18 protein-coding genes are annotated in these 18,900 nt (G+C 37.5%); 8 read left to right on the forward strand and 10 right to left on the reverse strand.

Features of this window, described 5'->3' with window-relative positions:
- The first annotated feature begins 13 nt into the window (after positions 1-13).
- The 3 genes from RBU60_RS06230 to RBU60_RS06240 all read left to right on the forward strand — a co-directional run bounded on the left by RBU60_RS06230 (position 14) and on the right by RBU60_RS06240 (position 5,517).
- Positions 14-3,178, forward strand: a complete 3,165-nt coding sequence (locus RBU60_RS06230; RefSeq protein ID WP_308863882.1) for an efflux RND transporter permease subunit — start codon at positions 14-16, stop codon at positions 3,176-3,178.
- Positions 3,178-4,575, forward strand: a complete 1,398-nt coding sequence (locus tag RBU60_RS06235; protein WP_308863883.1) for an efflux transporter outer membrane subunit — start codon at positions 3,178-3,180, stop codon at positions 4,573-4,575. The genes RBU60_RS06230 and RBU60_RS06235 overlap by 1 nt, the downstream gene beginning before the upstream one ends.
- A gap of 78 nt (positions 4,576-4,653) precedes the next feature.
- Positions 4,654-5,517: a hypothetical protein gene (locus RBU60_RS06240; protein ID WP_308863884.1), complete on the forward strand. Its 864-nt coding sequence runs from the start codon at positions 4,654-4,656 to the stop codon at positions 5,515-5,517.
- A 102-nt stretch (positions 5,518-5,619) separates the two neighbouring features.
- Here the strand turns inward: RBU60_RS06240 and RBU60_RS06245 are convergent, their stop codons facing one another.
- The 3 genes from RBU60_RS06245 to RBU60_RS06255 all read right to left on the reverse strand — a co-directional run bounded on the left by RBU60_RS06245 (position 5,620) and on the right by RBU60_RS06255 (position 8,345).
- Complete coding sequence (locus RBU60_RS06245) at positions 5,620-6,093, reverse strand: CYTH domain-containing protein (RefSeq protein WP_308863885.1); 474 nt, start codon at positions 6,091-6,093, stop codon at positions 5,620-5,622.
- A 9-nt stretch (positions 6,094-6,102) separates the two neighbouring features.
- On the reverse strand, positions 6,103-7,587 hold the full coding sequence (locus RBU60_RS06250; RefSeq protein WP_308863886.1) for an MltF family protein: 1,485 nt from the start codon (positions 7,585-7,587) through the stop codon (positions 6,103-6,105).
- 89 nt (positions 7,588-7,676) lie between these two features.
- Positions 7,677-8,345: an NAD(P)H-binding protein gene (locus RBU60_RS06255; protein ID WP_308863887.1), complete on the reverse strand. Its 669-nt coding sequence runs from the start codon at positions 8,343-8,345 to the stop codon at positions 7,677-7,679.
- A gap of 232 nt (positions 8,346-8,577) precedes the next feature.
- On the opposite strand from RBU60_RS06255, the gene dinB reads away from it, so the two are divergent.
- Positions 8,578-9,672: a DNA polymerase IV gene (gene dinB, locus RBU60_RS06260; protein ID WP_308863888.1), complete on the forward strand. Its 1,095-nt coding sequence runs from the start codon at positions 8,578-8,580 to the stop codon at positions 9,670-9,672.
- 306 nt (positions 9,673-9,978) lie between these two features.
- Positions 9,979-10,494, forward strand: coding sequence for a GNAT family N-acetyltransferase (locus RBU60_RS06265; RefSeq protein ID WP_308863889.1), 516 nt, complete (start codon positions 9,979-9,981; stop codon positions 10,492-10,494).
- A 199-nt stretch (positions 10,495-10,693) separates the two neighbouring features.
- Here RBU60_RS06265 and pyk read toward each other — a convergent pair whose 3' ends face one another.
- The 5 genes from pyk to RBU60_RS06290 all read right to left on the reverse strand — a co-directional run bounded on the left by pyk (position 10,694) and on the right by RBU60_RS06290 (position 14,945).
- A complete protein-coding gene (gene pyk / locus RBU60_RS06270) occupies positions 10,694-12,124 on the reverse strand; it encodes a pyruvate kinase (RefSeq protein ID WP_308863890.1) in 1,431 nt (476 codons plus the stop codon).
- Positions 12,124-12,603 (reverse strand): IPExxxVDY family protein, encoded by a 480-nt coding sequence (locus tag RBU60_RS06275; RefSeq protein WP_308863891.1) that lies wholly within the window; start codon positions 12,601-12,603, stop codon positions 12,124-12,126. The genes pyk and RBU60_RS06275 overlap by 1 nt, the downstream gene beginning before the upstream one ends.
- 89 nt (positions 12,604-12,692) lie before the next feature.
- Positions 12,693-13,433: a ribonuclease III gene (gene rnc, locus RBU60_RS06280; protein WP_308863892.1), complete on the reverse strand. Its 741-nt coding sequence runs from the start codon at positions 13,431-13,433 to the stop codon at positions 12,693-12,695.
- 9 nt (positions 13,434-13,442) lie between these two features.
- Positions 13,443-14,696 (reverse strand): beta-ketoacyl-ACP synthase II, encoded by a 1,254-nt coding sequence (fabF, locus tag RBU60_RS06285; protein ID WP_308863893.1) that lies wholly within the window; start codon positions 14,694-14,696, stop codon positions 13,443-13,445.
- 12 nt (positions 14,697-14,708) lie between these two features.
- Positions 14,709-14,945, reverse strand: coding sequence for an acyl carrier protein (locus tag RBU60_RS06290; RefSeq protein WP_121906110.1), 237 nt, complete (start codon positions 14,943-14,945; stop codon positions 14,709-14,711).
- A gap of 141 nt (positions 14,946-15,086) precedes the next feature.
- On the opposite strand from RBU60_RS06290, the gene purN reads away from it, so the two are divergent.
- Both purN and RBU60_RS06300 read left to right on the forward strand, forming a co-directional pair.
- Positions 15,087-15,686 (forward strand): phosphoribosylglycinamide formyltransferase, encoded by a 600-nt coding sequence (purN, locus tag RBU60_RS06295; protein WP_308863895.1) that lies wholly within the window; start codon positions 15,087-15,089, stop codon positions 15,684-15,686.
- Positions 15,679-16,320: a ribonuclease H family protein gene (locus RBU60_RS06300; RefSeq protein ID WP_308863897.1), complete on the forward strand. Its 642-nt coding sequence runs from the start codon at positions 15,679-15,681 to the stop codon at positions 16,318-16,320. Before purN ends, RBU60_RS06300 begins: the two co-directional genes overlap by 8 nt.
- 1 nt (position 16,321) lies before the next feature.
- Here the strand turns inward: RBU60_RS06300 and RBU60_RS06305 are convergent, their stop codons facing one another.
- Positions 16,322-18,094 carry a 1-deoxy-D-xylulose-5-phosphate synthase gene (locus tag RBU60_RS06305; protein WP_308863898.1) on the reverse strand — a complete coding sequence of 591 codons (1,773 nt, stop codon included), beginning with the start codon at positions 18,092-18,094 and terminating at the stop codon, positions 16,322-16,324.
- Positions 18,095-18,132: 38 nt separating this feature from the next.
- Between RBU60_RS06305 and RBU60_RS06310 the strand changes: the two genes are divergently transcribed.
- Positions 18,133-18,579 (forward strand): nucleoside deaminase, encoded by a 447-nt coding sequence (locus RBU60_RS06310; RefSeq protein WP_308863899.1) that lies wholly within the window; start codon positions 18,133-18,135, stop codon positions 18,577-18,579.
- On the opposite strand, the gene RBU60_RS06315 is transcribed toward RBU60_RS06310, so the two are convergent.
- Complete coding sequence (locus tag RBU60_RS06315; protein WP_308863900.1) at positions 18,557-18,868, reverse strand: hypothetical protein; 312 nt, start codon at positions 18,866-18,868, stop codon at positions 18,557-18,559. The genes RBU60_RS06310 and RBU60_RS06315 overlap by 23 nt on opposite strands.
- Positions 18,869-18,900: the final 32 nt, after the last annotated feature.

Raw genomic sequence — 18,900 nt, forward strand, 5'->3', positions numbered from 1 at the left:
AAGAACAGAAAATATGTTAAAGAAATTTATAGAAAGACCCGTTCTTTCAACGGTGGTTTCCGTCCTTATCGTTATTCTGGGAATCTTAGGAATTGTTTCTCTTCCTGTTTCCCAATATCCAGATATTGCACCGCCTACAGTACAGGTGAATGCCAACTTCCCTGGAGCTAACGCACAGACGGTGTTGGAGAGTGTAATTATTCCTATAGAAGAACAAATTAACGGAGTAGAAGGAATGGATTACATTACTTCTACTGCGAGTAATAGCGGTAGAGCACAAATTCAAGTTTTCTTTGAGCAAGGTTATGATGCAGATATTGCTTCGGTAAATGTTCAAAATAGGGTAGCCAGAGCAAGCTCATTATTGCCTCGTGAGGTAGTACAAGGAGGTGTAATTACTCAGAAGCAGCAAACCAGTGCTTTGATGTTCCTTGCTGTTCTTTCTAAGAATGAGGAATACGATGCTACTTATATTCAAAACTATTTAAATATTAACGTGCTTCCTGAATTAAAACGTATTGATGGTGTTGGAGATGTAAGTGTTTTTGGTAGCCGAGACTATGCGATGCGAATTTGGTTGCAACCTGAAAAGTTGGCGGCCTACAACTTAATTCCTGCTGATATAACCGCGGCTATAAATGAGCAAAGCCAAGAGGCAGCAGCAGGTAGTGTTGGACAAAATAATGCAGAAGCTTTTGAGTATGTGATTAGATATAGCGGTAGATTTAAAACCGAAGAGCAATATGAAGGTATTGTAATCAAAGCATTAGAAAATGGGCAGTATTTAACCTTGGGCGATGTGGCAGAGATAGAATTGGATGCACAGGGATATAGTGTGCAAGCCACTACTAATGGACATCCTGCTGTAAACATGGCGGTTTATCAAACTCCGGGTTCTAATGCTCAAGAAATTATTGCTGAAATACACAAAAATCTAGATGAGTTTGAGAAAGATTTCCCAGAAGGAATGGAAGTCTATATCAACTTAGATTCTAACGAGTTTTTAGAAGCTTCCATCAGTAAAGTAATTACTACTCTAATTGAGGCTTTTATTTTAGTATTTATTGTAGTGTTTATCTTCTTACAAGATGTACGTTCTACCTTAATACCAGCGATTGCGGTACCGGTTTCTATTATTGGTACGTTCTTCTTTCTTAATTTATTTGGTTATTCGATTAACCTCTTAACTTTATTTGCACTTGTACTGGCTATTGGTATTGTGGTAGATGATGCCATTGTCGTCGTCGAGGCCGTCCATGCCAAACTAGAAGAAGGCTCCAAGTCGGCTCTTACAGCAACTCGAAAAGCCATGGATGAAATTACAGGAGCTATTATTTCGATTACCTTAGTGATGGCGGCTGTATTTATTCCGGTTACCTTTATTACAGGACCTACGGGAGTATTTTATGAGCAATTTGGTATTACACTTATTGTAGCCATTGTTATTTCTGCAGTAAACGCTTTGACCTTAAGTCCGGCGCTATGTGCTTTATTCTTAAAAACTCCTGATCACGATAAGAAGTATAATGATAAAAATTGGTTACAAAAATTCTATCATAAATTTAATGTCGCTTTTGATGCGACTACAACGCGTTACGTAAATAGTTTATCGTTTTTATTTAAATATAAGTGGATCACTCCATTAATATTGGTATTGGCCGTAGCAGGAATTTATATTGGGGTAGAAAAAACACCAACAGGATTTGTACCTAATGAAGACAGAGGGGTATTATTTGCAAATGTTGAGTTGCCACCCGGAGCTTCTTTAGATAGAACCGTGGCCATTACGAACCAACTAAAAACCAAAGCCAATCAAATTGATGGGGTAACTGGGGTAACTGTAGTAAATGGTTTTAGTTTAATTAGTGGACAAGGAAGTAACTTTGCTATTGCTTTTATACGATTAGCACCTTGGGGAGAACGAGAAACGGATGAACTTTCATCAGAGTCGATTACAGGTCAACTCTTTGGAGTAGGAGCACAAATTCCTGGAGCAGAGATGATTTTCTTTACACCTCCCAGTGTTCCTGGATTTGGAGTTTCTGCAGGTTTTGAATTTAAACTTTTGGATCGTTCAGGAGGTAGTTTTGATAACTTAGACGATCAAGCTCAACAATTATTGGGAACCTTATCACAACGTCCAGAAATTTTATATGCCCAAAGTTCTTTTAATACGAACTATCCTCAATATGAATTGGATATAGATATTGCAAAAACAAAGGATAGCGGCGTTTCTGTATCGACCATTTTTGGAACGCTTCAGGGTTATATTGGTAGTATCTTTGCAGCCGATTTCTCTAGGTATGGTAAACAATACCGAGTTTATATTCAAGGTTTGCCAGAAGATAGAGCAACGGTAGAAGATCTAAATTCTTTGTACGTACGTAATGACCAAGGAGAAATGTCTCCCATTACAGAATATATTAATCTAAAAAGAGTTTATGGACCTCAATCTGTAACCCGTTTTAACTTATTTAATTCGGCTAGTATTAGTGGAGCATCTGCACCAGGATTCTCTTCTGGGGACGCTATTGCGGCTTTACAAGAAGAAGCTTCAAAACTATCTAGCGATTTTAGTATTGGTTATTCTGGGTTGACTCGTGAGGAAGTAAGTGCAGGATCTCAAGCTTTTTATATTTTCTTATTAAGTATTCTTTTTGTGTACTTTATTCTGTCTGCTCAATATGAAAGCTTTTTAATTCCATTTGCGGTGTTATTCTCACTTCCAGTGGGTGTAATGGGCGCTTATTTAGTCACTTATTTTATGGGCTTACAAGCCAACATTTATTTTCAAATTGCATTGATTATGTTGGTGGGGCTGTTGGCCAAAAATGCCATTCTTATTGTGGAGTTTGCGATGCAACGTAGACGAGAAGGAATGAGCATTGTAGAAGCTGCGTTTGATGGTGCTAAAGTAAGATTAAGACCTATTTTAATGACTTCTTTAGCATTTATTGTTGGGTTAATGCCGCTTGTTTTTGCTACAGGTACTGGTGCAGAAGGGAATAGGTCTATTGGTACAGGAGCTGTTGGCGGTTTGCTAATTGGAACCATCTTAGGCGTTTTTATTATTCCTATTTTATATATCTTCTTTCAATGGTTACAAGAAAAGTTCTTTGGCAGAACTAATTTAGAGAGTGAAGAAGAATCTAATGAACTACAAGAAACAAATGCATAATGAAAAAGAATAGAATATATACCTTTTTACTTGCAGGAGCGCTACCATTTTTATTGGTATCGTGTTTTGCAGCAAAAGATTATGAACAACCAGAGATCATAAAAGACGAGAACTTTAGAACAGATTCACTTCCACAAGATAGCATCACTATGGCTGATGTTTCTTGGAAAGATTTGTTTACAGATGCTGTTTTGCAACAGCATATAGATGAAGGTTTACAAAATAATATTGATATTAGGGTAGCCCTGCAGCAAATTATAGCTGCAGAGGCTTATCTTAAGCAAGGGAAAGCGGGTTATTTTCCTAGCCTTAGCGGAAATGCGAGTCTAACTCATCAAGAAGTATCTTCCAACAGTCAGTTTGGAGGACTTAATTCTTCGTTAGACCAATATGAGCTTAGTGCCAACCTTTCTTGGGAAGCTGATATTTGGGGAAAAATAAGAAGTAATAAAAGAGCTTATGAAGCAGGCTACCTACAAAGTGTAGCGGCTCATCAAGCGGTTAAAACGGCATTGGTTTCTAATATCGCTTCTACGTATTATCAATTACTTTCTTTAGATGAAAAGAAAAAAGTAACGGAAATTACTATTGAAAATCGTGAAAAAAGCTTAGAAACCAATAAAGCTTTAAAAGACGCAGGGAACATTACCGAAGTTGGCGTAAAGCAAACCGAAGCTCAACTGTACACTGCAAAAGCCATTTTAATAGATATCAATAATCAAATTAGGCTATTGGAAAATACCATGTCTATTTTATTAGGAAAAGAAGCTACCGCTATTGCAAGAACAGATTTAGAAAACCAAGAAATTGAAACCGAGTTAAAAACGGGAGTTCCTGCCCAATTGTTAAAAAACAGACCCGATTTAATGGCTGCAGAATACAGTTTAAGAAACGCTTTTGAGCTAACCAATGTAGCCCGTGCTAATTTTTATCCATCGCTTACGTTGAATGCAACAGGAGGTTTACAAGCTTTAAGTTTTGATAGTCTTTTTGATACCAATTCTTTATTTGCTAATATTATAGGAGGTCTTACGCAACCTATTTTTAATAAAAGGCAAATTAGAACGCAATACGAAGTTGCTCAATCACAGCAAGAACAAGCTCGTCTACAATTTAGACAAGCCTTTTTAATTGCTAGTAAAGAAGTTTCAGACGCATTATATAATTATGAATCATCTACAGATAAGATAGAGGTGAAGCAAAAAGAATTTGAAGCTTATGATTTAGCTACTCAATATTCTGAAGAATTATTAAATAATGGTTTAGCCAATTACTTAGAGGTGTTAACCGCTAGAGAAAATGCTCTAAATTCTCGTTTAGACCTAATTAGTGCTAAATATAGCCAGTTAAATTCTATGGTGAATTTATATGAAGCTTTAGGTGGAGGCTGGAAATAAATTATAACAAGTACATTTAACCGCTCTGTACCTCTTAAAAAAAGTGCTGAGCGGTTTTATTTACCCATATTTTATCAAATGAAAAAGTTAATATTAGGCTTACTCGTTTTAAGTGTAATGCTTTTCGGAAAATCATTAAAAGCTCAGACTGCAACGAGCGCAACAGATTTATATACCTCCCACAACAAAGGTAAAATCTTTGTATATTGGGGATGGAACCGAGGTTACTATACTAAATCTGATATTCATTTTACAGGAAGTGATTACGATTTTACCATAAAAGATGCTAAGGCGCACGATAAACCTAAGCCTATCTCGTTTAAGAATTATCTTCAGCCAGACCGTGTAACTATTCCGCAGACCAATTTTAGAATCGGGTATTTTATTTCTGATCATTACAATATCTCTGCAGGAATAGATCATATGAAATATGTGATGTCTTATCAAACTGCTAATGTGAGCGGTTATATTGATGTCTCTTCTCCTGTAGGAGATGAATATAATGGGGTATATGACAACACGCCAACTCAAATTGATGACAACTTTGTACATTTAGAACATACCGACGGACTTAACTACGTAAATTTTGAATTTTCACGTTACGATGATCTCGGAAAGCTATTAGGATTTGAATGGAATACCGATATTTTTCAAATTAATATTACCGAAGGAGTTGGAATTGGTGCTTTGGTGCCAAAAACCAATGCTACCATTTTAGATCGGGAGCGTTACGATCAATTTCATTTAGCAGGATTTGGACTTTCTTTAAAACAAGGAATAAATTTCACGTTCTTTAAATACTTTTTCGTTCAGGTAGAAGCTAAAGAAGGTTATATCAATATGCCCAATATTAGAACTACACACTCTAGATCTGACAAGGCTTCACAAGATTTTTTCTACTTTCAGCCTAGCATCATGTTTGGCGGTATTTTTAGATTATAACTCTATAGAAGTCACTTCTTGCTGACTCCTTAAAATTTTTAAGCTAAAGAATTGTGATTTACAATTCCTTAGCTTTTTTTATCTGATTCAATCTAAAATCGCTTATTCCTTCCAGCTTTTATAAGGGTTTTGAACCAAATAAGAATTATAGTATCTTTTATCTCCAGTGACTTCTTCCCCAAGCCAATCGGGTAATTTCACCTGTTCGGTTTCTGAGGATAGTTCTACTTCGGCGACAGTTAAGCCTTCATTATCTTTATAAAATTCGTCTACTTCAAAAGTATGTTTGCCCACTTTTATCAAATATCGTGTTTTCTCGATTTTTCCGGGTTCGCAGAGTTGCAGTAATTCTTCCGCTTCAGCGACAGGAATATTTTTCTCCCACTCAAACCTAGACAAGCCACTTTTAGAAGATTTCCCTTTTACAGTGATAAAAGCTTCCTCTCCCGTAATGCGAATGCGTGTCGTCCTTTCCTTATGCGAATTAAGATAAGCCTGTTGAATACTATAAGAAGCATAGGCTTCCTCTTTAAAGGAATTATTTTTTAGTAAAAATTTTCTTTCTATTTCTTGCATAGTATCTTGCTATAATGATGTTTCCGGACTGTGTAAAGGTATAAGTCCGCGATAATGATCGTAACGTAAGAAGGTTTCTTTTACATATAGAAATGGTTCTCTACCACGTACAAAACCATACTTCACTTGGGGTTTGGTATAAAATTCTCGCGAACTCAACTTTAGCATAAAATCCTCTACATGATCATCCCAAACCAAATGATTTTCCCCCGCTGCTTTGGTAAGACGTTGCGCATCACGAACGTGCCCGAGTCCAGAATTGTAAGCAGCCATGGTAAACTTTATTTTCTGAACACTATCTGTAACTTTATTAAATTTATCCCGCATTTGCTCTAAATAAAGCACTCCTGCTTTTAAATTTTCACTTGGGTTATGGATGTCATCAATACCCAAGTCTTTGGCAGTAGCTGGCATAACTTGCATTAATCCTCCTGCCCCAGCCCATGATTTCTCTGTAGGTTTAAAACGAGATTCTTGATACACCAAAGAACTCAGCAAACGCCAATCCCACCCTATTCTCTCTGCATTGGTTTTTATAATAGAATCGTACTCACTTATTTTACCATCGTTTTTACTGTAAAACTCACTTTTAATTCTACGACTATAAGATTTTTTATTTTTGAAATACTTATCGTAAATCACATAATAAAAATCTTGTTTCTTACTACGTTCTACCCAATCATTTACTTTCTTTAAGAGATTTGGAGAATTACTTCGCACCCCCCAAGCTATGCGTTGCGAAAAACTCACCTGAGTTTCTATATCTAAAATAGGATAATACGTCTGATTTATAGAAGCTACATTATCATCAGAAATCGTAAAGTCTATACTATCGTCAACGACCATTTTAATGATTTCATCGGTAGTTTTTTCTCCTGGCAAGGTGATTATATTAATATCTCCCCCAATCTCTTCTTCTAGGTTATGAAGACGCTCATAATAGGAGGAATTTTTTCTTACGTGCACCTTTTTTCCAATTAAATCTACAGGATCTTCAATTAACTGCTGTTTTACTTTATAGCCTGGTAATTTTCGCCAATTGCTAGGCTTTCGTTGTACTAAAACTTGATGCGTAAGGTAAAGCGGGTTGGTAAAGGCTATTACTTTTTTTCGCGCCTCTGTGATGGATAAACCATAAGCGATTAAGTCTCCTTCCCCACGATTAAGCATATTAAAGAGTTGATCTATATCTTTGGCGACTTTTATCTCCAATTCTAAATCCAGACTTTTTGCGAGGCGTTCTACCAACTCATATTCAAACCCCATAGGTTTTCCACGATAAATAAAGTAACCGGTAGAGTTATAAATCGTTATCACGCTAAGCTTCCCATCTGCTTTAATTTCTTCTAAGTCGTGTTCTATTTGCGGTTCACTCAAGATACTTTCGTTCAAAGAGGTTCCAAGTGTTGCTTCATTTTTACAACCAGCTAAGATCAAAAATAACAGCACAAAAAAAGAATACAAATAAGTTTTAGAAGCGTAATGATGAGCCATAAAAAAGCGTAAGAATGAATTTTTAAGTTACAAAAAAATTAACAAGTCGCTTGTCTAAAACCTAAAACCAATGCCTTCAGTTATTTAGATTAAGTTTTATTCCATATTCTATGAATCTCTTCAGATTCTATAATGGGTTCGTTTTGGGGTGAATTCGCTAAAACAATCATAGTTTTCACAATACTCTGTGCCGAAATAGACCTGAATTTTTTTAAAGGGCCCATCATTAAGCCATTAGCGACTTTCATAAGTTGGTTCCAAAGCGACTCGAAAACTCTCTTTTCTTTCCGTTTCCCGGAAATTAGCGACGGACGTAAGATGTACGTATGTTCTATTTTTTGCTGAAGCACATGAGCTTCCATCTTTCCTTTCATTTGATTGTAGAAAAACCGACTCTTGGCATCTGCCCCAAGTGCTGAAATAACTATAAAGGTGTCGATACCATTTTCTTTAGATAATTTTGCTGCGACTGATGGAATCCCTACATCTACTTTCTCATACACTTCATCATTAGGAGTTTTCTTTTTCGTACTTCCTATGCAACAAAAGACCTCATCTCCTGTAAAGTTTTCTTTTTCTTCGGTTAACCGAAATAAATCCACTTTATATTCCACCAATTTAGGGTGTGTAAAACCTAAGCTTCTTCTGGTGAAGACTTTAACCTTTGCGTAACGATCATCTACTAGAAGCTCTTGGAGTAAGGTACTTCCTGTTAATCCCGTGGCACCAAGAATTAGGGCTGTTTTTTTCTTCTGCATCACATAAAGATAAAGGAAACATTAGAGGATATCACACAAATCTTAAAACATGTTTTAACTTTGTAATACCAATTCTATTTTAAAATGAGCCATTGGATTTGAAAATGTATTTTTTCAAGTACAAGGCAAAAAACGCAGTCATAGCCATAGCTATGCCGAGTATTTTTAACGAAGTAGTTGGTAAAATGCATTCAATTATATAGCTTATTTTAAGGTAAAATTGGTATAAAAGATGAAACTCCGCAAAATTATTCACGTAGATATGGACGCATTTTATGCTTCTGTAGAGCAATTGGACGATCCCGAATTACGCGGAAAAGCAATTGCCGTTGGGGGAGGTTCTAAACGAGGCGTTGTAGCTGCTGCCAGTTATGAAGCGCGAAAGTTTGGTGTAAAAAGTGCCATGAGCGGCGCTTTAGCTCATAAACTTTGTCCGCAGCTAATTTTTGTTAAAACAAATTTTGATAGATACCGAGAAATCTCTCAGCGCATTCGTAAGATTTTTTTTGAATATACAGATTTGGTAGAGCCTCTATCACTAGACGAAGCTTACCTCGATGTTACCGAAAATAAGAAAGGTAACCCCAGTGCTACGCTCATCGCCAAAGAAATAAGGGAGAAGATTAAAGAGAAAACGGGTTTAAACGCTTCCGCAGGAATATCTATCAATAAGTTTGTAGCGAAGATTGCCAGTGATTACAACAAGCCTAACGGACAAAAAACGGTGCATCCCGAAGAGGTGGAAGATTTTATACAGGCCTTAGAAATTAGAAAATTTCACGGGGTAGGAAAAGTAACTGCTACCAAAATGTACAGCTTAGGAATCTTTACTGGAGCAGATTTAAAAGGAAAATCTTTAGCGTTTTTACAAGAAAATTTTGGAAAAAGCGGACCGTATTATTACAACACCGTTCGTGGAATTCACCTGAGTGAAGTGAAACCCAACCGGATTCGGAAATCGCTTGGTGCCGAGCGTACCTTTTTAGAAAATATTTCTTCCGAAATCTTTATGCTAGAGCGTCTAGAACATATCGCCGAAGAAATTGAAAGACGTTTAAAAAAGAGCCAAGTAGCGGGCAAAACCATTACCCTAAAGATAAAATACAGTGACTTTAGTCTACAAACACGTAGCAAAACCCTGAGTTATTATATCGCTTCCAAAGAGCTTATTTTAGAAACCGCTAAAGAACTCTTGTACCAAGAGAAAATGAAAAATTCGGTGAGATTGCTAGGAATTTCCCTTTCCAACCTGAATACAGAGGATAGAACAAAAAAACAATCCGAAGAACCCGAAGAAGTTTATGTTCAGATGAAATTTGATTTTTAAACAGTAGTGCCCAATTAAAATATTTTCGAATCTGTTGAAGTCAATTCTAGCAAATAATAAAGAGCCCTATTTTTTGGGTTGCAGCCACTTGCTTTTATGCTGAGTTTTATTTTAAAATTTACTATACATTGATAATTTTAAAAATCCGATAATTAGTATTTTACACATTAAATCTTACGTCTATTATCTTATAGCACCAGCCCGAAAGAATTCATTCTGGCGGGAAGCGTCTGCCAGCTGGCAAAGGCTGGGTCTTATATCTTAGTCGGACACGACTAATTTTTAAATTTTACGTAACTTTCTTTTATGAAAAATTTCACGTCTTTATCTACTCCCCGACTTCAACTAAGATCTCTCGAAACCCGTGATTGGGAAGAGATTTCTTATTTAAGAAGCGATGCTTTAATGAATCAATATGTTTCTAGGTCTTCTGCCAAAAATAAAAAAGAAGCCTTGGCTTTTATCTATAAAATTCAAAAAGGAATACGGAACCGGGAGATATTATATTGGAGTATTTGCTTTAAAGACGATCCTAAAATGCTGGGTAGTATTTGTCTATGGCACTTTTCTAAAGACGGTACTACGGCAGAAGTAGGTTATGATTTGGCGACCAATGTTCAAGGCAAGGGAATTATGGATGAAGCCTTGAAAAAACTTATTGATTATGCTTTTCATGAACTTAATTTACAAAAAATAGAAGCGTATACCCATAAAGAAAATGCTAAGTCATTGGCACTCTTAGAACGCAACCACTTTAAGTTAAATCTGAAGCAAAAAGATAAAAACAATAAAAATAATGTGATTTTAACCTTAGCGTGTTAGGGATAGAGCGGTGTGCTTGAGCTCTTTTTAATTTTGTAAAAAGCTAAAAAAGCGAGTAGTGAAAGCCTGTCTACCGCCAGGCAGACCCGACCCACGTTTTTCACGTGGGGAACGCCCAAATAAAAACGAATAGAGAAAATCGCTTTCTAACCAAATGAGAAGGACCGAAAGCGATTTTCTTAGTGAGTTAGGATTATTTTTATTCTATTTCTGAAACTCTTAAGGTATTCACCATTCCTTTACTTCCTATAGGCATAGCGGCAAGATTAATGACAAAATCCTTCTTTTTTACAAATTTCTTGTCTTTGGCAATTTTGTTTACGTCTTCTACCGTTTCGTCAGTACTTACAAATTTATCGTAATAAAAAGCTTTCACTCCCCATAGCAAACTCAATTGCGTAAGGATTCTTTTATTAGAGGTAAATGCCAAAATATTGGCTGTAGGCCTCCAGGCCGAGATTTGAAAGGCGGTGTACCCACTATTCGTAAGCGTACAAATCACTTTTGCGTCTATTTCATTCGCCATCGTAGCCGCGTGATAGCAAACAGATTTGGTGATGTAACGATTGGTACGAATATGCGGTGGTTGATGAGGTACCTTAATAAGGTCTGAATTCTCCACACTTCCGATAATCTGAGCCATCTTCTCAATCACCTGAACGGGATATTTCCCTACAGAGGTTTCTCCACTCAACATCACAGCATCGGCACCATCCATCACCGAGTTGGCGACATCGTTCACCTCTGCTCGTGTTGGAGTAAGACTAGTGATCATGGTTTCCATCATTTGAGTGGCGATAATGACCGGAATTCTTGCTTGCTTGGCTTTTAATACCAATTCTTTTTGAATTAAGGGAACTTCGTGTGCAGGAACCTCTACCCCTAAATCTCCACGAGCCACCATTAAACCGTCACAATGGGCAACAATTCTATCAATATTTTTAACGCCTTCTGGTTTTTCAATTTTAGCAACGATTGGGATTTTATGATCACTATGCTTATCGATAATTTTTTGAAGCACTTGTAAATCTTCTGCGTTTCTTACAAAAGATAAAGCCATCCAATCTACTTGTTGCTCGATGGCAAATTTGGCATCTTCCACGTCTTTTTCGGTCAAAGCCGGAAGTGAAATGTCTGTATTTGGTAGGTTAACGCCCTTTCTAGAACGTAAAGGTCCACCTTGAATCACCTTGGCTTCTACTTCATCTTTTTGATTGGTACTCACAACTTCAAAAATCAACTTCCCATCATCTAAAAGAATTCTTTCTTTAGGCTTCACATCTTGTGGAAAGCTGTCATAGTTCATATAAACACGCTTCTTTGTACCCTTAAATTCTTTTCCTGTCGCAAAAACAATTATATCGTCTTTATGAACCACTACTTCTTCCTTCATAATCCCTACACGGAGCTTTGGTCCTTGTAAATCACCTAGAATCCCAGCGTTAAAACCGTACTTTTCATTCAATTCTCGAATGGTTTTAATACGCTCTCTAACATCTTCATAATTGGCATGAGAGAAGTTGATTCTAAAAATATTTACGCCTTTTTCTAGCATAGATTTAAGAATCGCTTTAGAAGTTGTTGCTGGCCCTAAAGTGGCTACAATTTTTGTTTTTTTTATTTTGTTCATCAATTGAAAGTTAAATTTTCTACAGATTTTAAAGTATCAAAATCTACTTTATAGGCTGTTATGATTGAGGTGATTTTTTGTAATTCAGCAATTAATTCTTTGGTATTAGCGGGCAGTCCTTCATTTTCAATTTTCAAAAAATAATCTACCTTTTTGTATTCTGGAATCAATTGGGTAGAATAGGTATCTTCTGATTTAAACAAAGAACCTTCGCTATATAGATTAGAAGCTTTAATCGAATGCTTATTCTCTACTAAATAGTAAGTGCATTGCTGGTAATCGTCGCAATAGCTGAATAACTGATAATATGCGGTTCCCTTTTTATAGGCAAAGTCTACATCTAGCAATTCCCGTTTCAGTCTAAAATTTAAATTTTTATTCAGTAAAAAAGATAAATGGTAGGCTTCTAAAGAGCAATGAATAGCGATAAGGTCAAAATCTTCCTCTATAAAGCTATCAAGCATTAATTTGTTGGCCATAATTTACTCATCTTAAACGCAAAGATAAAGATAAGAATTTTCGTCAACAATTTGAGAGATACAAGTTAAGAAATCATCAAGATTATGACTTACTCTCGAGTATTTATTTTGTCTTGATTTGCAAAGTAAGCGCGTTTAGAGGCTTTTTCTTCTGCTTTTTTCTTAGAAGTAGCCCTTGCTTTGGCAATCACTTTACCATCTAAGTGAAGTTTCACCGCAAAATGTCGTTGCTCATCCTTTCCCGTGTCCTCATAAATTTCATAATGAAATTTTGTTTTATTCTTTTGGCACCATTCTATGAGCAAGCTTTTATAACTGATGACTCTTCCTTCTAGAAGATGAATATCTACATAAGGATCAATTACCTCATTATAGATAAATTTTTCACACTTTTTATAGCCCTTATCTAGGTAGATGGCTCCTACGATAGCTTCAAAAAGATTCCCGTGAATATTAGCCCCAAATTGACTGGTAGGGATGTTGGTTTTCACAAATTGAATTAGGTTAAGGTCTTCTCCCAGTTGATTCAAGTGTTTTCTACTTACTATTTTAGACCTCATTTTGGTAAGGTAACCTTCGTCTCCGTGCGGAACTTCGTTAAATAAATGCGCAGCAATGACGGCGCTTAACATCGCATCCCCTAAGAATTCGAGCCGCTCATAGCTCACTGGATTTCCTTCCTTATCTTTTTTATGAAGAGATCTATGGGTAAATGCTCTCTGATAAACCTCAAGAGATTTAGGCTTAAAGCCGATGATCTTTTGGACTTCAGAAAAAAAATTCCCGTCCTTTTCAGAACGGGAACCCCATATATTTCGAATAACACTCATAGAATGAAATTATTCAGTTAACTTTTTAAATAGTACGCAAGCATTATGCCCTCCAAAACCAAAGGTGTTACTCATGGCGACATTCACTTCTCTCTTTTGTGCTTTGTTAAGCGTAAGGTTAAGAGAAGAATCAATATTTTCATCTGCCGTTTCATGATTGATGGTTGGTGGCACCAAACTGTGCTTCATAGCCAAAATAGAAGCAATTGCTTCTATGGCGCCAGCAGCTCCCAGCAAATGACCAGTCATGGACTTGGTAGAATTGATATTGATGTCTTTAGCGTGTTCTCCAAAAACCTTGGTGATTGCTTTTAACTCTGCAACATCTCCTAAGGGGGTTGAAGTACCGTGCGTATTAATCGCGTCTACATCTTCAGGTTTTAAACCTGCATTTTGTAAACAGTTTTCCATCACGGCTACAACTCCTGTTCCTTCTGGGTGTGGAGCAGTCATATGGTAAGCATCAGAAGACATTCCGCCTCCTATTACTTCCGCATAGATTTTTGCTCCTCTTGCTTTTGCGTGCTCGTACTCTTCTAAAACTAAAGCTCCCGCTCCTTCTCCTAAGACAAAACCATCCCTGGTAGCGTCAAAAGGCCTTGAAGCTGTTTGTGGATTTTCATTTCTAGTAGAAAGGGCATGCATGGCATTAAAACCACCCATCCCTGCTTGTGTTACCGCTGCTTCACTACCTCCTGTTACAATCACGTCACTATAACCTAAGCGGATATAGGTCAAGGCATCTATCATCGCATTTGCGGAAGATGCACATGCCGAAACAGTTGTGTAGTTTGGCCCCATAAATCCGTGTTTGATAGAAATATTACCAGGGGCAATATCGGCTATCATTTTCGGAATAAAAAATGGGTTAAAACGCGGAGTTCCATCGCCATTAGCGAAATTTTTCACCTCTTCTTGAAAGGTTTCCAATCCACCAATTCCGGCTCCCCAAATAACACCAACACGGTGTTTATTAACGGTATTTAAATCGATAGAAGAATCTTGGATAGCTTCATCTGATGCTACCATAGCATACTGAGCAAACCTATCTAATCTTCTTTTCTCTTTACGATCAAAATACGCATCAAAGTCGAAGTTTTTTATTTCACAAGCGAACTTAGTTTTAAATTTTTCAGTATCAAAATAGGTAATCGGGGCACCCCCGCTCTTACCATGAACCAACCCATCCCAATATTCTTCAATATTGTTACCAATTGGGGTTAATGCACCTAAACCCGTAACTACTACTCGCTTCAACTCCATACTATAGCTTTCTTATTTTTTTGCTTCTTCGATGTAAGAAACAGCTTGACCAACAGTAGCGATGTTTTCTGCTTGGTCGTCTGGAATTTGGATATCAAATTCTTTTTCGAATTCCATAATTAATTCTACGGTATCTAATGAATCCGCACCTAAATCGTTAGTAAAGCTAGCTTCGTTTACTACTTCGTTCTCGTCAACGCCTAATTTATCAACGATAATTGCTTTTACTCTTGATGCAATGTCTGACATAATCTTATATTTTTAAATTTAATTAAGTGGCAAAAATAAAAAACTTTATATTAAAACAAGTTTTAATGCCAAAAATGTGGTGTCAATTTACGTATTTTTACGCTAATAGCTATTTTTACCTTTTAATATTTTGTGAAAATTATGGTTTTAGAATTAAATAACAACCCCCATATCAAGAAAATAGTCATCTTTGCTTCTGGGCAAGGCTCTAATGCTAAGCGAATTATCGAGTATTTCTCTAATTCCCAACAAGTAAAAGTGACTCATGTTTTTTCCAACAACATAAAAGCACCCGTTTTAAAAACGGCACACGAATTAGAAGTAAATGCCTTACATTTTGATAGAGATGCGTTTTATCAAACCAATGAAGTCTTAAATTTATTAAAAGATATTGATCCAGACCTTATTGTTTTGGCCGGATTTTTATGGATGATGCCTTCCAACATCATCGAAAAGTTCCCCGATAAAATTATTAACCTACATCCTGCTCTTTTACCTAAATATGGCGGAAAAGGAATGTACGGAGCCAAGGTTCACCAAGCGGTTTTAGAGAATAAAGAAAAAGAAACCGGCATCAGCTTTCATTATGTGAATGAAAAATATGACGAAGGTGAAATCATAGCCCAAGAAAAGATTGCGCTTAACGCAAATGAAACCATCGCTTCTTTACAAAAAAGAATCCATACATTAGAACACGAGCATTTTGTAAAAGTCATTGAAGGACTCCTTACCCATGAGTAAAAAGAAAAAAAAGTTTTACGTGGTCTGGAAAGGCCATAAAGAAGGTATTTATAAGTCATGGGCAGATTGTAAAGTTGCCATTCAAGGCTATCAAGGTGCGCAATTCAAGTCTTTTGCCACCCAAGCAGAAGCAAAAAAAGCATTTAATGGCGCTTACGCGGATTTTATCACGCCCAAAAGAGATAAAAACAAAACCTCTGCCCAACAGCAGCAAAAAATAACCGAAGAAGTCAATTTTTACTCCATCGCGGTAGATGCTGCTTCTAGCGGAAACCCAGGGAAAGTAGAATACCGAGGCGTAGATACTCAAACCAAAGAGCAACTCTTTCATCAGGGACCTTTTACCCAAGGCACCAATAATATAGGAGAATTTTTAGCCTTGGTTCACGGCTTAGCTTTACTAAAAAACAAAAACAGCGACAGAGTCATTTACTCCGATTCTAAAATCGCCATGAGTTGGGTGCGCAAAAAAAATTGCAATACCAAACTCCCCCGAAGTAAAAAAAACGAAGACATCTTTAAATTAGTAGACCGTGCTGAAGCCTGGCTAAACACTAACCGCGTATCTACCAAAATCCTTAAATGGAATACCAAAGAATGGGGAGAAATCCCAGCCGATTTTGGAAGAAAGTAAACTACTCCAATCCTTTCAACACTTTTAAAATCGCGCCACTAGAAATACCTGCCAAGTCTTTTAATTCTTCGGTGGTGCCGTGATGCATAAATTGATCTGGAATACCTAAGAGAATCACTTTTCCTTTAAACTTCTCTTGCAATGCCAATTGAGCGATTTCTTCGCCTACGCCTCCTTTTTTGCTTCCGTCTTCTACAATGATTACATGTTGATAGGTTCGCAAGACTTCTTTTAAGAACTCGACATCCAGAGGTTTTATAAACATCAAATCGATTAACGAATACTTGGAGGAGTCTTCAGTTTGGGCAATGGCTTTCTTGGCATCAATCACACAAGAACCTACGCCAATCACCGCAACTTGACTTCCGTTCAGCAAATATTTAGATTTTCCCAAGGGTATTTTTTTAAATTCTTTTTGCCAATCGGTATGATCCCCTCTCCCTCTTGGGTAGCGAATCGCAATGGGATTTTTAATACCTAAAGAAGCGGTATAAAGTAAGTTGCGTAAATCGATAACATTCGACGGACTTGCAATTATGAGATTAGGAATGCAACGTAGGTAAGCGATATCAAAAACGCCGTGATGTGTAGCGCCGTCTTCGCCTACCAATCCGGCTCTATCAATACAAAAAATAACAGGCAAATTTTGCAAAGCCACATCGTGAATCATCTGGTCGTAAGCGCGTTGTAGAAACGTAGAATAAATCGCACAAAAAACGAGCATTCCTTGGGTCGCCATCCCTGCAGAAAGTGTCACCGCATGCTGCTCGGCAATCCCGACATCCAAAGCTCTTTCGGGAAACTTTTGCATCATATATTTTAAGGAACTTCCCGTAGGCATGGCAGGCGTAATTCCTATAATCTTTTCATTTTTTTCCGCGAGTTCCAGTAACGTAAGTCCGAAGACATCTTGGTATTTTGGAGGTAAATTGGTTTCGGTGCTTTTTAGAATTTCTCCGGTTATTTTATCAAACTTTCCGGGCGCATGGTAACGCACTTGATCTTCTTCCGCTTTTTGTAGGCCTTTTCCTTTTTTGGTAATTACGTGTAAGAATTTAGGTCCCTCTACCTGCTCCAATTCCGCGAAAGCGTGAAGCAAAGCCTCAAAATTATGCCCATCTACGGGTCCTGCATAATGAAAATTAAGTGCCTCAATCACATTATCCTGCTTGGGCCGTTTACCTACTTTTGCTTTTAACAAATATTCCTTCAACGCGCCTACGCTAGGATCTATGCCCATGGCATTATCGTTTAAAATCACCCAAAGATTCGCCTTGGTTACTCCGGCGTGGTTAAGACCTTCAAAGGCCATTCCGCTAGCGATAGACGCATCGCCAATTACCGCGATATGCCGCTTTTCAGTTTCCCCTTTAAGCTGCGAAGCAATGGCCATTCCCAAAGCTGCCGAAATCGATGTAGAGCTGTGTCCAACGCCAAAAGTATCGTATTCACTTTCTGAGCGTTTGGGAAATCCGCTAAGGCCGTTAAGCTTTCTGTTGGTTTCAAAAACGTCTCTTCTTCCGGTAAGAATTTTATGTCCGTAAGCTTGGTGACCCACATCCCAAATGAGTTGGTCATAGGGCGTATTAAAATAGTAATGTAGGGCAATCGTTAATTCGGTGACGCCCAAACTGGCGCCAAGATGTCCTTCTTTAGTAGACACCACATCGATAATAAATTCGCGCAATTCGGCTGCCAAAGCATTTAATTGAGCTTTAGAGAGCTTTCTTAAATCTTTGGGGGAGTTGATCTGTTTTAAAAGGACACTTTCCATATCTTGCAAAGGTAAAACTTGTAGTGAAATAATTGCTTATGCTTACTCCTTTTGATGATACCTATTTTATGAAAAAGGCTTTACAAGAAGCCGAAACTGCTTATGAACGCGGAGAAATCCCCGTGGGATGCCTTGTCGTAAGTCAAAATACTATTATTGCCAAAGGACACAACCTCACCGAAATGTTACAAGATGTCACCGCCCATGCCGAGATGCAAACCATTACCGCAGCAGCGAATTACCTTGGCGGAAAATACCTTAAAGACTGTACCATGTATGTTACTTTGGAGCCTTGCCAGATGTGCGCCGGCGCCTTGTATTGGAGTCAGATTGATAAGGTTGTTGTAGCCGCAGAGGATCCCGAACGTGGTTTTCGCGCTCAAGGCGGAAAAATACATCCCAAAACCAACATCAGCTATGGCTTATTAGCAGAAGAATCCTCAGAGTTATTGAAACGTTTTTTTAAAGAGAAACGAAAGAGGTAGAAGATTGGAGATTTTTGATTGGGGATTGGGGATTTTTGATTCCGGACATTTCGATACACTTGCTATCGCAAGTACTCAATGACCTATGATTTTGGTAATCGAGGGCGGTGGCTGAGTGATTTTCGAGAGAAAATTGTATCGAAGCCACAAAACCGGACATTTCGATACACTTGCTAGCGCAAGCACTCAATGACCTATGATTTTCGTAATCGAGGGCGGTGGCTGAGTGATTTTCAAAAGAAAGTTCAGTTTCATCTTCAATTTCAACTTCAACTTCTTGTTTTTCCATTTTAACGCAGAGTTCCCGCAATTCCCTATCTT

Origin of the sequence: Mesonia profundi (genome assembly GCF_031085155.1) — a bacterium.
In the GTDB taxonomy this organism is placed as follows: domain Bacteria; phylum Bacteroidota; class Bacteroidia; order Flavobacteriales; family Flavobacteriaceae; genus Mesonia; species Mesonia profundi.

What these genes read in the sequence shown, in the direction of transcription:
- RBU60_RS06230 (WP_308863882.1), top strand. Translation starts at nt 14, where the DNA reads ATGTTAAAGAAATTTATAGAAAGACCCGTTCTTTCAACGGTGGTTTCC.
- RBU60_RS06235 (WP_308863883.1), top strand. Translation starts at nt 3,178, where the DNA reads ATGAAAAAGAATAGAATATATACCTTTTTACTTGCAGGAGCGCTACCA.
- RBU60_RS06240 (WP_308863884.1), top strand. Translation starts at nt 4,654, where the DNA reads ATGAAAAAGTTAATATTAGGCTTACTCGTTTTAAGTGTAATGCTTTTC.
- RBU60_RS06245 (WP_308863885.1), bottom strand. Translation starts at nt 6,093, where the DNA reads ATGCAAGAAATAGAAAGAAAATTTTTACTAAAAAATAATTCCTTTAAA.
- RBU60_RS06250 (WP_308863886.1), bottom strand. Translation starts at nt 7,587, where the DNA reads ATGGCTCATCATTACGCTTCTAAAACTTATTTGTATTCTTTTTTTGTG.
- RBU60_RS06255 (WP_308863887.1), bottom strand. Translation starts at nt 8,345, where the DNA reads ATGCAGAAGAAAAAAACAGCCCTAATTCTTGGTGCCACGGGATTAACA.
- dinB (WP_308863888.1), top strand. Translation starts at nt 8,578, where the DNA reads ATGAAACTCCGCAAAATTATTCACGTAGATATGGACGCATTTTATGCT.
- RBU60_RS06265 (WP_308863889.1), top strand. Translation starts at nt 9,979, where the DNA reads ATGAAAAATTTCACGTCTTTATCTACTCCCCGACTTCAACTAAGATCT.
- pyk (WP_308863890.1), bottom strand. Translation starts at nt 12,124, where the DNA reads ATGAACAAAATAAAAAAAACAAAAATTGTAGCCACTTTAGGGCCAGCA.
- RBU60_RS06275 (WP_308863891.1), bottom strand. Translation starts at nt 12,603, where the DNA reads ATGGCCAACAAATTAATGCTTGATAGCTTTATAGAGGAAGATTTTGAC.
- rnc (WP_308863892.1), bottom strand. Translation starts at nt 13,433, where the DNA reads ATGAGTGTTATTCGAAATATATGGGGTTCCCGTTCTGAAAAGGACGGG.
- fabF (WP_308863893.1), bottom strand. Translation starts at nt 14,696, where the DNA reads ATGGAGTTGAAGCGAGTAGTAGTTACGGGTTTAGGTGCATTAACCCCA.
- RBU60_RS06290 (WP_121906110.1), bottom strand. Translation starts at nt 14,945, where the DNA reads ATGTCAGACATTGCATCAAGAGTAAAAGCAATTATCGTTGATAAATTA.
- purN (WP_308863895.1), top strand. Translation starts at nt 15,087, where the DNA reads ATGGTTTTAGAATTAAATAACAACCCCCATATCAAGAAAATAGTCATC.
- RBU60_RS06300 (WP_308863897.1), top strand. Translation starts at nt 15,679, where the DNA reads ATGAGTAAAAAGAAAAAAAAGTTTTACGTGGTCTGGAAAGGCCATAAA.
- RBU60_RS06305 (WP_308863898.1), bottom strand. Translation starts at nt 18,094, where the DNA reads ATGGAAAGTGTCCTTTTAAAACAGATCAACTCCCCCAAAGATTTAAGA.
- RBU60_RS06310 (WP_308863899.1), top strand. Translation starts at nt 18,133, where the DNA reads ATGCTTACTCCTTTTGATGATACCTATTTTATGAAAAAGGCTTTACAA.
- RBU60_RS06315 (WP_308863900.1), bottom strand. Translation starts at nt 18,868, where the DNA reads ATGGAAAAACAAGAAGTTGAAGTTGAAATTGAAGATGAAACTGAACTT.